Raw genomic sequence first — 16,498 nt, forward strand, 5'->3', positions numbered from 1 at the left:
ATCCTGAGCGGGAAAATGAAAATCGTTCTGTACAGCTACCCTTTAATTGCGCCGATCATAACACCTTTGACAAAATACTTCTGCAGGAAAGGGTAAACCAGCAGGAGCGGCACCAACATGACAACTACGCCTGCCGAACGGATCGCCTCCGGCGTAAGCAGCTCCGCTGCCTCCTGCGGCTGCAGGTTGTTCAAGCTTTGCAGCAAGGATTGATTGGCGATCATATTTTGTACCAGAACGGCCAAATTGTATTTATCCGAATCGTTGATATTGATCAGCACGCTTTGAAACACATTCCAATACCCCACCCCATAAAACAGCATCAACGTCGCCAGTACGGGCATCGACAACGGGAGATCAATTTGCCACAGCTGCCGCCAATCGCTGCACCCGTCGATCTGCGATGCTTCTCCCATTTCCTCCGGAATTTGCTCAAAAAACGATTTCAACACGAGCATGTTGTAAGCGCTGATCAGCCCAGGCAGCCAAAGCGCCCAATACGTATCGACGATACCTAGCGAGCGGTTGACCAGAAAAGCCGGGATCGTCGGTATGCCGAACAGCATGGTAAATACGATGGCCAGTGTAAAGCCTTTCCGCCAATAAAATTTGCTCTTGGATAACGGGTAAGCAGCAAGCACCGTAAAGATCATACTGAACGCAACGCCGAAGACCGTGATCACTACGCTGTTCTTCAAGCATTGAACAATCGGCGTGCCTTCGATCAACGAACGGTAGGCATCCAGATTAAAACCGACCGGCCAAATCCCGACGAAGCCTGAGGCGATGGCCGCATAATCGCTGAACGAGACGGAAACGATGTTCAATAGCGGAACGAGACAGCTCATCCCAGCCAGCAGAAGCAGCAAATAGTTGGTGGCGTAAAATAGTTTTTCACCGAAGGACAATCGCATAAGCCACCTCTTTTACCATAAAGATTGATTGAATTTTTTGGCGACCCGGTTGGCGCCGAGCACGAGAATGAGCCCGATTACCGCTTCGAACAGCCCCATCGCGGTCGTGATGCTGTACATGCCGCCCTGAATACCGGTCGTATAAATATACGTGCTGATCACGTTGGATGCGCTCGATACGACGGCATTTTGCAAATTGTAGACGTGATCGAAGCCGACTTCCATCACCTTGCCCATTGAAAGGATCAGCATCAGAATCATGACCGGCATTATGCCCGGCAGTGTCACGTGACGGATTTGCTTGATTTTGCTTGCGCCATCGATGCTGGCCGCTTCATACAGGTGTGGATCGATGGCGCCTATCGCGGCCAAATAAATAATCGCACCGAAGCCCGCTTCCTTCCAAACAGCTGACCCGAAGAAGATCCCCAGCCATGTGCTAACCTGATACAAGAAAGATACAGGCGTGCCTCCGAAGTATTCAATCACCCTGTTTACGACCCCCGCCTGTGAACCAAATAGCGTAACGGTGATGCCGCCGATAATGACCCAGGAGAAGAAATGCGGCAAATAGACGAGCGTTTGAATCGACTTTTTGAACCATAATCTACGCACTTCATTGAGCATCACCGCCACCAGCACAGGAAACGGAAAGCCGATCACAATGTTGAAAAAACTGAGAAACAACGTATTCCGGATAATTTGCAGCGTTTGCGGATTATCCATCATCATCCGAAAATTATCGAAGCCTACCCAAGGGCTTCCCCATACGCCCTGCATGAGATTGTACTGTTTAAACGCGATCACATTGCCAAGCATCGGAACATACTTAAACACGATAAAAAACGCAACGACCGGTAAAAACATCAACACGAGCTGCCAGTTCGACTTCCATCTTGCCAAATGGCGGGCGGAAGCCGTTTTCGGCTTAACTGCTGATTGGCGCAGTGTCGGCGCGGGAGTTGCCGTTTTATTCATTTCCATGCTTCGCCTCCGAATTGTAAATTCAGTCTTAAATTCTGCTCTCCGTGGCGCAGATCCAATATGCCCGTATTCAACTCCGAATTTAGATACGGACTCGCAATCAATGGCCAATCGTCATAACGAACGGGGGCTCCGTTAATTGTCCTTACTCCGTCGTATTCGATGCCCAGCTCATCCCCGGACAACGTCCGAAATGCAACAGAAGGGTTCGTCAGCTCCGGTAGTGATACCTCATAAGAGACAGCGGCAAGCACCGCTTCTCGGAAAAGAGCGAGCTCGGTTTCCACCCTTCGCTGCGGATCGCCGCCTACCTCATCCGTCAGGCAATAATCTTCGGGCGCCGCCGTTTGTACAAGCACCGCGTTGCTTAGCCCTTCGCTCCGCAATCTGCGATGCGCCTCTTCTCCGGCAACCCAGCGGTAAGGCCTCATTACACGAACCGCCGCCAGAACCGTACCACCATGGCAAAAGATCCAGCCGCTCGCATCCTCCTCCAGCTTCAAAATCGCCGTTCCAGAGAAAAACCCGTCGATGTACGGATCCTGGTCCGAAGGGAACGGCTTCCGCGGGCCGTATTTGTACCATTCGCCTGCCGGAATGTGATATAAAGCAATCAGTGCCCCTTTATATTGAACGACTTGCTCGTATGGAGAAGAGCCTTGCCACTTGTCCGCATACGGTTCCTCGGGATTTCCGAAATCGGGGAAAGGATGATTGAAAAATAAAACGCCCGCGGGCTGCTCCGAACGCCAGTCGAGTGACCACCGTCTTAGCTGCCCCGACCAGACGATATCACCTTGTTTTCCGTCCACCATACTCCCAAGCGCATACCCCGGCGTCATATACGTATACTTCCGTACGCCTGACCGGCTAATATAGCCAAGTCCCTTGAAGCCTTCGCTTTTTCCCGTTAATGGCCGGGTTTCGTGCCCGTCATGTGCAGGTTCCGTCATGATTGTGAGGTCGTGAGTTTCAAAATGCTCGTACGCCGTGCCCCGCTCTTGTGCGATGCGTACAACAAGATCCGGCGCTCTGTACGCGGACAACGCAAGGATGATGCTGTAGTGCGGCTCCCCGGTTCTGAGGTTCGGCTGTCTGCCTCCGAAATAAAGCCAGGCGGCAACGGTTCCGGCCGGCGCTGCATCAAACGTCTGCGTCGGATGATAGTCCCGCGAATGGGCTCCTGCATACAAGCCGTCGAGCCACTCCCCTGCCGTGTTTGCTAAATACCAGTCCATCATGTGCGCCGCTCTTGTCTTCCATGACGAATCCTTTGCAAAATCATAGAGCGTAGCCAGCGTATTTAGATAGAATACGCTATACGTCGGAGAATCGAACTCACCTTGACCGAACCGGCAAACGCTGGACAGGTAGTTGTCCAGATACCGGGAACAGCGTCCTTTTACCTCCGACGCATGCTCCCAATCGGGCCAGCTCTGGGCGGTTAAATAACCCGCAACGGCGTTCATGATCTTGTGGTTTTCCGTACCGCTCTCCATCCGGTACAACCCTTCATTTTGCATGCTGGCTTTCACCTTTAGCCGCAAGCTTTCGTCATACTGCCGCCCAAAGCGGAGCCATGCATCGATATTGGCATGCCGGAAAAACATCGCGTCATGCCCAGGATGATCGTTGACGGCCGCTAGGTGCGACAACGCAAGTTCCGTCTCGAACTGCCGCGCTAGCCTAACTATCGCGTAGTACATTCTTCTCCGGGACTTGTCGTGTTCCGGAATCGGATTGTGCAAGATCTCCTCTTGCAGCAACCGGCAGCGCTCCCGGAAGGCCCGCTCCAATACCGGATCCTGCGTTAAGCTTGCACGATCATGCGGGTTCATTTTCTATCCCTCTCTTTCCGGCCTTACTTAACAAAGCAGATGCGCAAGTGTGATAGGTCGGGATGCCGGGGAAAAGGGCCGCGACTATTGCGAAACTTCCCCTTTTTCCCCTTCGCCACCGTTTCCCTCCCCTGCTTTACGATTGCCTTACTTATTCGAATACAGCTTCACAGCATCTTCGCCGAATTTGTACAAGTCCTCCAGCAGGAAGGCATTCGCTTTGTTCGTTGCATACCATTTCGCGTAGAAGTCATCAACTTTGGCTCCGCCAGCCTTCTCCCAAGTCTCTTTGGCATCTTTCAGCGCCTGATCGGCCGTATAAGCTTTGCCGCTGACGATCGATTTTGCCCACAGGTCCTTGATCTGTTGATCCACGTTTTTGACGATTAAGGACAAATCCTGAGGCAGCACCGGCAAATATTCCGGCTTCAAGGTAGGTATCGGACGTTCCTTCGTTACATAAGCCGCTTCCGACTGAAGCGCCAGATCGCGCAGCCTCTTCAATGTTTCCGTATTTTGCGGTTTCTGGGCGCTGAACGAGCACTTGCCGTATAGCAGCGTCGAAGCCATCATATTCAGATCGCCGGTATAGGAAATTTCTTTTTTATTTTTCTCGGCGTCGATCGGGTTCGGACATCCAGCCGCGTCCTTGTTCCAGTTCACGCCCTCCAGTCCGTTCTGCAGCGTTTTTGCGTTTTCCGGCTTGATCATGAAATCGATGTACTTCATCACAGCTTGAGGATCCTTCGCCGAAGCGTTAATCGCCCCCACCATCTGGATCGGGCTGGAGATGACCGGGCTGAATTGGCCGAATGGCGATTTGGGCAGCTGCATGACGGAAAGTTTGCCATTCGGGCTGTTTTTGACAAAAGCGTCATAATCGTTCACAGCAATATCCTGAGCTAAATACATGCCAAGCTTGCCAGCAAGAAAATCTTGCTTCGCTTTTTCCCCGTTCTTATCCGCCAAATAATCCTTATCGGCCACGCCGGCATCAAACAACTGCTTCTGGAAATCAGTGGCCGCCTTCAACCGGTCCCATTCATGGATGAATTTATCTCCTTCAAAACGCCAAGCAACTTCCCCATAACCGAACATATGTGTGATGATTGAATTGGCATTTCCGCTCAGGTTCAGACCAAACGTGTCCGCTTTGCCGTTGCCGTCTGGGTCTTGTGTGGCGAACGCTTTGGCAACGTTTAGGAATTCCTCTGTTGTTGTCGGCTTCTGAAGATTCAGCTTTTGCAACCAATCTTCTCGGATATAGATGCGGTGGCCGGAGGTAAGCGGATTCACCTTGCCGATTTCATAAATTTTGCCGTCATCCTTCGTACCGAGCTTCTTTAACTGCGGGAATTGCGACATCAGCTCCTTGTAAGTCGTGCTGTACTTGGCGATGACATCATCAAGCGGCATCAGCAGCTTTTGACTGTACCATTGATTCCGGTAACCTGTATCGTATTCGAGGATCAGATCCGGCGCACTGCTAGTTGCGAACAGAGCATTGAACTTCGGCAGCGATTCCCAGCGCGGCACCGTCACGTATTTCACATCGACGGGACCGTTTTTATTGATCCATTCCACCCAGCGGTTTTTCTCCCAGTTGCCTTCTTCCGGCGGGATATTATTGCGTTCGTACACAGATACGGTAATTTTCCCTCTTGCTTCCGAGGTCGCGGTAGACTGCGCCTTGTTGCTTTCTTTGGCTGGCGCCGTCGTCTCATTCGATCCGCAGCCGGATACGACTACGCTCATAAGCAGCATCGCTGCCGTACCCGCAGTGAGCTTGCGACCCTTCCATAATCGCTTCTTCATTAGTTGTAGTTCCCCCTCTTCGTTCACCTTCGCTAATTGTTGAACCGGTGTGCCGGCTCCTATTTGCACTATAGCTTCCCCACGGTTGCTTAAGCAATTTACATGTTTCCTGCGGTTAACCAAAAGGAAAAAATCGTCCAGCTAACCGATTATCCGCGATGAACCAAAAAGAAAAAAGCCCTGTCACGACGGGCTTTTGCCATGCTGCTTCCGGTATTCGCCCGGAGTTGTGCCTACGACTTTCTTGAATGCGCGGATGAACGAAATATCGTGAATATACCCGACACCATTGGCGATCTCCTGTAAAGAAAGCGCCGTTTCGAGCAGCAGACGCTGACTGTTTTCTATGCGGACCCTAACCAAATAATCTACCAGCTTTTCACCGTAAGCCTCTTTGAACAGCCGGCTTACATATTTACCATTCAGCCCAAACACATCACAAAGATGATTCAGCGACATATCCGAATTGGCGTATTCCTTGTCCATGTACTCCCTAACTTCACGGACTAAGGCATAATGGCTGCGGCTTTCCTGCAACTCCCGGACTTTAACCTCGAATTCCCCCAAAACCCGTTCGTACTGCGTCTCCAAATCCTCCGCCACATCGAATGTATCGTGAATTTGATTCAAGCTGGGCAGCGCCTCCGATTTCCACAGCTCCTGAATATCGGCGGGGAACTCCATCATTTCCCGATACAAGTGGTGATTAAGCGTATGCAGGAATTGCACAAGCTCTTCCCGCGATAACCGGCCGGCCCGAGCTTCCTGGAACAACTGGCTGAGAATCGGACGCCAAGGCTCTTCGCCCGTACGGAGCACACGCGAGAAGAGGCGAATCGTCTGCAAATGCCGGTACGTCCCGTCCTCCTGCCGCTCGGTTTCATGATACGCGATCACCCTGTTTAATCCAAGGCTCGCTTTCAAGGACAACGCCTCCTTCGCGACTGCGTATGATTTGGGGATATCCTCAATCCGCTCCACCACGGGTCCGATTCCGGCCGTCACCGTAAAGTCAAGATTAGCCTCCACCCATTCGCGAGCGTTTCCGGTCAGCGTCTCCAGCCTCAGCTCCCCATCCGCCGCTTGTTCCTCCAATTGGTAAAGAGCAGTCAACTGATGCTGTGACGTCCATTCGGCCCATACGGTCAAAGGCTGCGACTCCGTCATTTCCTTCATGACGCTGTTCACGACGAATTTCAACAAAAACAGGTCGCGGTGCGTATATTTTTCCGTTAACCTGGTATATTTATCGATTTCCACCACGACGATGCCTAGCGAACGGAATTGAACCGGCAAATTCAACCGCTCCAACTCGGAATCCCACTCCGTCAGCTCAATGGGCCGGTTGCCCTCCAGCAGCTCGACAAAAAAGTGACGCCTGCGGAACAGCGAGTCTTCCTCATGCATTTTTTGATACGTATGGGACTCCTCGATTAAATGATCCAGCGCCTGCTCGATGAATTTAAACTCATCCTGCACCTGTTTGGAGGGCTTTCCGCTTTTTTGGGCGGAATAACGATGGATTTGATTCATGATTTCCTCGATCGGCTTATAATTTCGTCTCGTAACAAAGGTCATCCAAGCTGTGCCTGCGACGACGACCAGAAGTCCTGCGGCAACCCATATGTAAGAAAACACAGAAGCATACTGGAATAGATGCTCATCATGAACGCCCCCCGTGTAGGTCCAACCGGTATAATCGGACTTCACTTCGGAAAGAATCGTGCCCTGAGCTTTAGCGTCTTTCTCCCCCACTATGACGTTACCCGCGTAGTCCCTGATCCCGACAAAATTAACGTTTGTGCCGGTCAACTCTCTGATCATCTGCTCCACTTTGGTCAAGGAAATGTTGACCACGATCAGCCCTTGCCCACCGACGAGCAGCGGGTATTTGCGGACGATCGAAACAACAGTGGACGGGAAACGCTCCGAATCCTGAAATTCGAAGTATTCACGTTTACCGGACAACTCGTAGAAGGTCCCCATTTGCAGCCGTTGCATAACGAACTCGCGGTCCCCGAACTTCTCCAACGCAATGAACGAGTTTTTGCTCATAACCATCTGATCGGAAGAGCGGTACAAATAGACGGAATCAATAAAACCGTTCAAAGCGATCATTTCACTGACTTTTCTCGATATTTCATAATTATTGAAGTAGGAAAGCGACGGGTCCCTTTGGAAAAAAGCTGTCAGCTTTGCATCGGATTCAATATCCTTGATGAGTGCATTATCGATTTCCCTAAGGGAATGATCGATTAACTGAACGACATGCAGCGTAAACTGCTGGTTCACGTTGACTGTTTCCCTTCTTGACAGCCCGCTCAGAAGCATGAAAGTAAGCAAAATGAGGATCGAGGTTAAGCTAAAAAAAATCGGAAAATATGAAAACAGTAAACGGTAAAACCATTTTTTCGGCATCATGATCTCCCCCTGGTTATGGAAAAACAATAACACCTGTTATTATTGAAGTAAAGTGAAAGAATGTTATCTTCAGGTACTGTACTGAATCCAGAAAATGATAAATGGCGAGGTCAATAATTTTGCCGATCTGGCAAAAAGGCGTTCACCCGGTTGAGTGAACGCCTTTTTTACTATAAAACTCGAAAGCGAAACATCTGTCCCGGAAGAGTCACTGACCGGCCATCTGCTTGCGGTATTCCTTGGGGGAGACACCTGCTATTTTGTTGAACAAATGCGTGAAATAATTGGAGTCGTTGAAGCCGGTCGCCTCGGAAATTTCGAATATTTTCATATCTGTGCTTTTCAACAAAAGCTTCGCTTTCTGTACACGCAGATTCTGAATATAACCGGTTACACTTTCCCCGGTTTCCTTTTTAAACAGATTGCTGAAATAGCTGGGGTTGAGATGAACATGGGCCGCCACCTCGGCCAAGCCGCATACGCCCATATAGGATTCTTCAATAAACCGAATCGCCTGCTTGACCGGATTATCATTCTTGCTGGCAAGCCAATTGTTATGGGATTGGAGGAATTCATTCAAATATCTCTGCAGCCATGCTGCGACATCTTCCGGCGTCGCACATTTGTAGACGGAATCCCACTCTATGGGGAGCACGGCCATTTGCCATTCGGGAAACTGAACCTGCACCAACCGTTGAATGGCAGCAGCCAGCAGCAGCGCTTCAATTTTGGCGGTTTGCGGGGGTAACTGACTGATTCGGATAGCTTGCTCCTGCAATTCCCGGGCGAGCCGACTGTTATCCTCCGACATCAGCCAGGTTACAATTTCCTTCTCCTTCTCGTAAAGCGCCGTCTGGTTAAGCAGTGATTCATTGGTAGAACCGTGGTCCCTTTCTCCTTCCTGGCAATACCGTCTGTAGCCCGCGTGCAATTCCTCCATAGTGGCGCAAAGCCCTTGTCCGCTGCATTCAAGCGGCAGTCTCAGATAATGAAGGATCGAATCGGAAAGTATCTGCAGCCATGAGGGAGATGTCTCCATCCGGGAAGCACTTCTATCCACTAATAAAGCCCACTCCGATGCATTTAAGGGAAATAGGCGAAAGCCACCCGAAAACCATTTAGTCAGGTGCTCTCCGGCAATATTAGTGAAAGCAAACTGCAATAAAGGCACATCCTGGGCGGAATACTGCTTCTCCAAGGGGAAGTAGGTAGGGATACGGAGGAAATGCAGCTCACATTGCTTCATCTGCTTCAGCAGTGCCTCCACCTCTTCGCCGCTGCAGGGCATCCCCATAATAGCCGCGCGCAGCTCGCTGTCTTCATGCTGACGCTTCCAGCCATCCACCAAGAGCTGGGATTGGCTTTCTTCAATCAGCTGCGCATAAATTCGATCGAGTACGCTTAAGATATCCGATTCCACACAAGGCTTGGTGATAAAGTCCAGCACCCCGAACTTAACCGCTGACTGGGCATACTCAAAATCCTTGAATCCGGTGACAATCACAATCTTCGTCAGCCAGCCGCGCTTTCTGATTTCTTCTGCCAACTGCAGACCATCGATATGGGGCATCCGAATATCGGTCAGCAAGAAATCCGGAACACATTTCTCCATCATGATCAAGGCGTCCCGGCCGTTGGCCGCTTCCCCCGACACCTCCCAATCGGTGGCCCGCTTCCCCACCAGCTTCAGCAGCCCCTTGCGGAAGTTGGGCTGATCTTCTGCAATAAACAGCTTGCCCTTCATCCGATCCCCTCCTCATGACTATCCAGAGCTTCATATTTAATCGGCAGCGTCATGTGAACTACCGTTCCTTTCCCTGGGCTGCTGGTTATTTCCACGCCATACGTGGGCCCATATACCAGTTGAATGCGCCGCAGCACACTTTTGTAACCGATACCCGTCTTATTGCCGTCCGGCAGATTCGTTTCCGCCGCTGTCAAGGATCTCAACGTTTCTTGATCCATGCCGCATCCGTTGTCAGCTACCTCAATATGCAGCGCTTCATTTAAGAGAAACGCTTTAATTCGCAACACCCGGTCTTTCTCCATATCACGGAAAGCGTGCACAAAAACATTTTCCACCACCGGCAGCAAAAGGGATCGCATCATCCGTAGATTCAGCAGAGACTCCTCAGCTTGTATAATGGTTTCAATCTCGCCAATGAAGAGCTCTGTCTGGATCTTGAGGTAATTCCGGATCTGATGCAGCTCTTCGCCAAGCGTTGTATCCGTCTGAACAGATTTTAGGGAATACTTCAACATCTCCGAGATGGCGTTGATCAGAAGCGCCGTCTCCTCCTGGTCGTTGGTGTACAGCTTCCAATATAGCTCATTGAACAGGTTGTGCAGATAATGGGGGTTCAGCTGTGCCTGGATAGCCTTAAGCTCCGATTCCCTCTGGCTGATCTGAGCCAGATATACCTTATTGATGAGCTCACTCACTTGCTCGGCCATGCTGTTGAAGCTGTCTCCGATGTAGCCTAACTCGTCGCCGGAATCCACTCTGACACGAACCGTGAAATCGCCGGAACGCAGCATTCGCAGTCCCTGCATCAGATGGGCCAGAGGCGTCAGAAGCGTCCGGGTGGAAATCGTAATCAGAAGTGCACAAAGCAGGATCACCCCGATTCCAGCAAAAGCCAATACCTGGATGATATCTTTATTTTTTCTCTGTATCTCCTGAAGGGAGGCCCCACCGTAAAGGGTAAAGCCTGCCGGAATCAGCTCATGGCGGACAAAGAGATAGCTGATGCCATTCATTTTGACATAACGGGGATAATTTGCCTCTGTCAGCTGCAGGAGCTGTTCCATCTCACTTGGGTCCATATTGGTGTAGAGCATGCTTCCCATAGGCTCCAGAAGCAGCACCTTGCCGCTGCCGTTCTCTGTAAGATCCCGCAGCACTTTGGAAACCAGACTTTCCTCCATCACCATCACCATCGTACCGTAGGGGATCAATTTTTCATTGAGCATCCGTCTGGCAGCAACCAGAACCGTTCTACGGCCGTCCGGATCAATGGTGCTGGCCGCTTCGGCCCGGCCCCATACCAGATTTCCCCGATGGGGTTTAAGCTTCTCCATCATCCTGTTCAAGTCCTCCGTTCCCGGCTCGCCGGAAGCGCCATTTTTGGAGAGGACCGTCATTTCGCCATTCTCATTGTATAGGAACACGGAGCGGATGGACGGCGCATCCACCAGCAGCATATTCAACTGCTCTTCCACATACTTGCGGTTCTTGAATTGCGTGTAGGAATCGCTTTGTGGAACGATCTCCTTGAGGAACAATTCAATGGACGGATTCAGGATAATCGACTGGGAGACCCGGTTGATTTCCTGGAAAGACATCTCCAGTCTGGCCAACGATTGTTCGTTGGCGATGGAGAACTGCTTGCTGATTTCATCTTCCATTAACTGGATATTGGAACGATACACCATCCAACCTGCCAAAGCAAAAGCAAGTGTGACCATACACGAGAGCAGCACGATCAGCTTGATCTTGAAGCTGCCCTTTATTTTTCCGGCTATAGCCCCCGGCCAGTTTCTCAAATGCAATCGGCTCTCCCCTTGAATGTCATATTGCAGTACAAAACGCTTCCTTCCCAGCAAACGAGGTTTTTATTTTACCTGTCTACATAGGAAGGAAGCGCGTCACGTTTCGTCGTGTTTCCCCGTATTATTGTAAAGCTTCGTACAAGGCAATAAGTGCAAGGGACTGTCCGTATGCCATCGGCATAATGGTAATGTTCCTGTAATGCTCTTGATCCATGCCCATTCCGGTTCCGGCCGATACATTCAGCACGGTTCCATCTTCGCTGATGTTGTGGCAAACCGCCTCGACCGCCTTGTCTGCAACAGCTTGATAGGAGGAATCTAGTATACCAGATTTTATCCCTTTTAGGATACCTGCGGCAATTGCGGCCGATCCGGACACCTCTTCATAGCTGGTCGGATCTTGCAGGACGGTGTGCCAGAGACCGGAAGCGGCCTGAAGCGGAACCAGCGCATGGATCTGAGCCTTATACGTATCCACTAGAAATTGACGAACACCCGGGTGAATCGTATCTTGACAAGTTTCCAGGTAATCGACGAGACCGTAGGTGAACCAGGAATTACCGCGACACCAGAAGATGCTGCCGAAATTATCGTTGCGCTCGAAACTCCAGCCGTGGAAAAACAGCCCGGTCTGTTTGTCATACAAGTACTTGATATGAATCAGAATTTGGTGCACGGCTTCTTGCTCCCAGTCTGGCCGTTGGAACTTGCGCCCCGCCTGGTTTAGGAAAAGAACGGCCATAAAGAGCGTATCGATCCATAACTGTCCATTGTGCAAATGGATGCCATCCCGGTTGCCAATGGCCGTGACGGTATGCTGGAAGCCGCCTTCTTTGGTTTTGGGCAGCTCATGAATGAGCCAGTCCGCATGCTCCCGGCAGAGCTGTTCCAACTGGCTGGAAGGCTCAAGCTGATCCAGGAGCAGAACGAGAGCCAGATATGGAGCGGTCGTATTAATATTTTTTGACGGCAGACCAACGTCCAAATTGCGGGAATACCAGTTTTGAAAAAAATCCTTATAGCGTTGATCGCTGTAAAACTTTTGCAGCTTATATAGACCATAAAGGCCGACGCCTTGGGGCCAGTCCCACTCTTCAATGCCAAAATCCCGTTGGACAATCCCTTTTTTTGTATCGGCGTGGAGCACAGTTTTATCCTTCTCATAGTCGCTGCCGCCCAGATTCATAAGCTTGTCGACGATCAGTCCAATTTTGTGAAGCAGCTTTTCATTTGTCATGATCATATACTCCTTCTTATATAAAATGTTCCGAAAACAAACTTGGTCCGGCCTTTGCCGAACCAAGTCCGCATTTCACCTATGCGTTCAGCCCTTACTTGTGTTGGGAGCGAACCAAATCCAGAATATCTTTGCCTAGGAAGGCTCTGCCCTTATTTTCTTTATACCAAGTATTCATAAATTCCTCAATCTGTTTGCCGCCGCCTCTCTCCCAGGCAGCTTTGGCATCTGCAACGGCCTGCTCAGGCGTATATTTGGCCCCGCCGATAATGCCTTTGGTATAGATGTCCTTGATCTCTTTGTCCACATTGGTATTGATCACGACCAAATCACTCGGCAAAGTTGGCATATGCTCATAGTGACTCAGCGCAGGATACTGTGCCTCGGGATTAAGCAGAAACTCGTCGGCTTTCTTCAGCATCTCCAGACCGGCCTTCTGGTCAGGATCATTCACATCGAACGCAGTGGTGGAAATCAGAAGCGGGTTCTCAGGGATTGAGTAGAACATGGTGTAGTCCATCGCCCAATCCAGCTCCTTGGCATTCTTCGCAGGATCAATAACCTTAGGGAAACCGTCCGCTCCTTTTTTCCAATGCTCGCCTTCAATTCCTTTTCTCAGAATCAGGGCGTTCTCCGGCTTGATCATGAAGTTAATGTACTCCATAGCGGCCTTGGGATCTTTGGCTGCGGCATTGATGACCGTTGTCATTTGAACCGGATTGACGACATGATGAACGAATTGCCCCATGGGAGACTTAGGCTGCGCCATTGGCGCAATCTCCGCCTCCGGTACAACTTTGCGGAGCGTTTTGACATCCGTCACGGTACTTTCAAACCAGTTGCTGATAGCAGGTGGAAGATAAACGCCTATTTTACCATTCAGATAGTCTTGTTTGGCTTTGGCTCCATTCTTGTCCGCCAGATAATCCTTGTCGATAAGTCCTTCCTCAAACAATCGCTTCTTAAATTTAAGAGATTCCAACGTGTTATCCCAAGTTCTTACGATTTTGTCATCGCTGGAGATTTTCCAGCCGTACGAGCCGAACATGGAATCCACCATGCCGTCCGAGGTATAGCTCATATTGGTTCCATAGGTGTCCTTCTTCCCGTTGCCATCCGGGTCCTGCTCAACGAATGCCTTCAGAACGACAAGCAGCTCTTCTGTGGTTTTCGGAACCTCCAGCTTCAGCTTTTTCAGCCAATCCATTCGAATGAAAGCTACGCTCTGCAAATGAGGTTCATTAATTTTACCGATTTCGTAAAGCTTGCCGTCCGGCTTGGTGCCTATTTTGCGAAGCTGAGGGTACTTGTCCAGGAGCTTCTGGTATTCAGGCGCATACTTCAAGTAATCGTCCAGTGGCATCAGCTGCTTCTGCTGGTACAGGGAGTTACGGAACCCCGTATCAAAATCATTGACGATATCCGGCGCACTGCCCGATGCGAACAATACATTCAGCTTTTTGACTGCCTCTGCCCGATCCACCGGCACAAATTTGGCCGTAACCGGAGAATGTTCATTGATCCACTTGGTCCACCGGTTGTCTTCGACCGTTCCCTCTGCTGCTGGAATATTGCCCCTGTCGTAGTTGGAAACGGTAATGGTGGCTTTTCCTTCAGCTTTCCCCTTTGTCCCTTCTTCCTTTTGACTGCACCCAGCTGCCCCTACGGCCATAACCGCCGACAGTCCCAAGGCTAATGTGACCTTCATTTTTGGTGCGGATGTTTGTCCAAACATGTGGATTCCCCCTCAATCTATGATTAATTTCGTTGTTGCCGCTAACCCTGAAATAACACTGGTTCATGCCGCAGCATGATTGGCTAACCTTTGATAGAACCAAGCATAATGCCTTTGACAAAATATTTCTGCAGGAACGGGTAGACCGCGAGCATGGGGACAACCATAACCATCACCCCAACGGCCTTGAGCTTTTCGGATACCATTTCCTGCTGCTGCATCATATCCATGGCCGATACATTGAAGTTCCCCTGAATTTGCAGCATTCCCTGAACGATGACGGTGAGATTTTGCAAACTCGTCTTATTGATGTACAGAATAACACTCATAAACATGTTCCAGTAGCCTACTCCGTAGAATAGCGTCAATGTAGCGAGCAAAGGAAGAGACAAAGGCAGGATGACGCGTCTGAGCAATTGGACCTCACCGCAACCGTCAATCTGGGCGGAATCCACCACTTCTCCCGGGATGCTCTCAAAATAACTTTTCATAATGAGCAAATTATAGGTGCTGATCAGCCCACCAAGCCAGAGGGACCAGTACGTGTTCGTCAAATGCAGGTTATTCATAACCAGATAGGTAGGAATCATGCCTCCGCTGAAAAGCATGGTGAACAGGGCGGCCGTTGTGATGGGCTTCCGGGCATAAAGGTAACGGCGGGATAACGGATAAGCCGTCAATACGGTGGCGAGCATGCTTAAAACCGTTCCGCCTAAGGTAATGATCACGCTGTTGGAAAAAGCGCGCAGAGCTGGCGTATTTTCAAAAAAGTATCTATATACGGTGAAATCAAGCCCCACCGGCCAGAACCAGACTCTCCCCAAGTCAACTGCATGCCCTGAGCTTACGGACAGCGCGATAAGATGCAGGAAAGGCAGGATGCATGTGAGCGAAATGCCAATTAATACGACGTGTATAATGATTGAAAATATTTTTCCGCTTGTGGATTCCCTCACGAGAATTTCCCTCCTTTCTTCAGAATAACCCCTGGTCGAATCTGCGGGCCAAGGCATTGGCCGACAGCACAAGCACCAGGCCGACGAAGGATTCAAACAATCCCATGGCTGTGGTCAAGCCAAACTGGGCTTGCTGCAGCCCCACTTTGTACACGTAGGTACTGATAACCTCCGCTTTCTGCAGAACGGTAGGATTTTGCAAATTGTAAACTTGATCAAATCCAACCTCCATCAGGCGGCCCATGCCAAGAATCAGCAACAGGATAATCGTAGGACGAATGCCTGGCAGCGTGATATGCCAAATCTGCCTCAGCTTGCCTGCGCCGTCCATCCCCGCAGATTCGTACAGGCTGGGGTCAATGCCAGAGAGCGCGGCGAGATAGATAATCGCGCTGAAGCCCATCTCCTTCCACATGCCGGAGCCAATAAAAATCGCGGTCCATGAGTCTGCACGGTACAAGAAAGGCACCGGCTCCATCCCCCACTGCCCCAACAACTTGTTAATCGTACCGCCGTCGATGGCGAACAGGGTCAGGATAATGCCTGCAACGATAACCCAGGACAAAAAATGAGGCAAATAAATAATGGTTTGAATCCAGCGTTTCAGCCAACTCTTCCGGACCTCATTCAAGGCAATCGCGATAATAATCGGCGCAGGGAACCCGAAGATCAGGCTCAGCACGCTCAGGGTAAGCGTATTCCAAATAATTTGCAGCGTGACATGGGAATGGAATAAAACCCCGAAATATTTCCACCCCACCCACGGACTTGACCATATGCCATCATGAAAATTGTAGTTCTTAAAAGCGATCACAAGACCACCCATAGGCATATAGCGGAATATCAGATAATAAAGCAATCCCGGTATAAGCATGATCAATAGTGGGATATTCTGCCGGAACCGCTTTGTCTGATAAAAAGCTTCTTTGGCTGCCGGTGCTTGATCCTTTCCTGCGGCGGCATGCGTTGTTTCCATGGTTCCCCTTCTTTCTTGCTGAAAATTAGTATCGGATGTGATGCTTATACTGTACCGCGTTTCGTCCATC

11 protein-coding genes are annotated in these 16,498 nt (G+C 50.3%); all 11 read right to left on the bottom strand.

The genetic code is table 11. From position 1 onward, the window contains the following. Nucleotides 1-35: 35 nt before the first annotated feature. Complete coding sequence (locus EJQ19_RS18440) at nt 36-914, bottom strand: carbohydrate ABC transporter permease (RefSeq protein ID WP_126142715.1); 879 nt, start codon at nt 912-914, stop codon at nt 36-38. Nucleotides 915-926: 12 nt separating this feature from the next. Further along, nucleotides 927-1,898, bottom strand: coding sequence for an ABC transporter permease (locus EJQ19_RS18445; protein WP_126142716.1), 972 nt, complete (start codon nt 1,896-1,898; stop codon nt 927-929). After that, nucleotides 1,889-3,736, bottom strand: a complete 1,848-nt coding sequence (locus EJQ19_RS18450; protein ID WP_126142717.1) for a hypothetical protein — start codon at nt 3,734-3,736, stop codon at nt 1,889-1,891. The genes EJQ19_RS18445 and EJQ19_RS18450 overlap by 10 nt, the downstream gene beginning before the upstream one ends. A 147-nt stretch (nt 3,737-3,883) precedes the next feature. Then, on the bottom strand, nt 3,884-5,551 hold the full coding sequence (locus EJQ19_RS18455) for an extracellular solute-binding protein (RefSeq protein ID WP_126142718.1): 1,668 nt from the start codon (nt 5,549-5,551) through the stop codon (nt 3,884-3,886). A gap of 183 nt (nt 5,552-5,734) precedes the next feature. Continuing rightward, the gene (locus EJQ19_RS18460) at nt 5,735-7,972 is read right to left on the bottom strand and encodes a helix-turn-helix domain-containing protein (protein WP_126142719.1); all 2,238 of its coding nucleotides are present in this window, start codon (nt 7,970-7,972) and stop codon (nt 5,735-5,737) included. 208 nt (nt 7,973-8,180) lie between these two features. Then, complete coding sequence (locus EJQ19_RS18465; RefSeq protein ID WP_126142720.1) at nt 8,181-9,716, bottom strand: response regulator transcription factor; 1,536 nt, start codon at nt 9,714-9,716, stop codon at nt 8,181-8,183. Continuing rightward, the gene (locus EJQ19_RS18470) at nt 9,713-11,524 is read right to left on the bottom strand and encodes a cache domain-containing sensor histidine kinase (protein WP_126142721.1); all 1,812 of its coding nucleotides are present in this window, start codon (nt 11,522-11,524) and stop codon (nt 9,713-9,715) included. Before EJQ19_RS18470 ends, EJQ19_RS18465 begins: the two co-directional genes overlap by 4 nt. A gap of 121 nt (nt 11,525-11,645) precedes the next feature. Beyond that, a complete protein-coding gene (locus EJQ19_RS18475) occupies nt 11,646-12,761 on the bottom strand; it encodes a glycoside hydrolase family 88/105 protein (RefSeq protein ID WP_126142722.1) in 1,116 nt (371 codons plus the stop codon). Between the two features lie 94 nt (nt 12,762-12,855). Further along, nucleotides 12,856-14,496 (bottom strand): extracellular solute-binding protein, encoded by a 1,641-nt coding sequence (locus tag EJQ19_RS18480; RefSeq protein WP_126142723.1) that lies wholly within the window; start codon nt 14,494-14,496, stop codon nt 12,856-12,858. Between the two features lie 83 nt (nt 14,497-14,579). Continuing rightward, nucleotides 14,580-15,452: a carbohydrate ABC transporter permease gene (locus EJQ19_RS18485; protein WP_241242976.1), complete on the bottom strand. Its 873-nt coding sequence runs from the start codon at nt 15,450-15,452 to the stop codon at nt 14,580-14,582. A gap of 19 nt (nt 15,453-15,471) precedes the next feature. Further along, complete coding sequence (locus EJQ19_RS18490; RefSeq protein ID WP_126142725.1) at nt 15,472-16,428, bottom strand: ABC transporter permease; 957 nt, start codon at nt 16,426-16,428, stop codon at nt 15,472-15,474. Between the last annotated feature and the right edge of the window lie 70 nt (nt 16,429-16,498).

Origin of the sequence: Paenibacillus whitsoniae (assembly GCF_003955665.1) — a bacterium.
Lineage (GTDB): Bacteria > Bacillota > Bacilli > Paenibacillales > NBRC-103111 > Paenibacillus_E > Paenibacillus_E whitsoniae.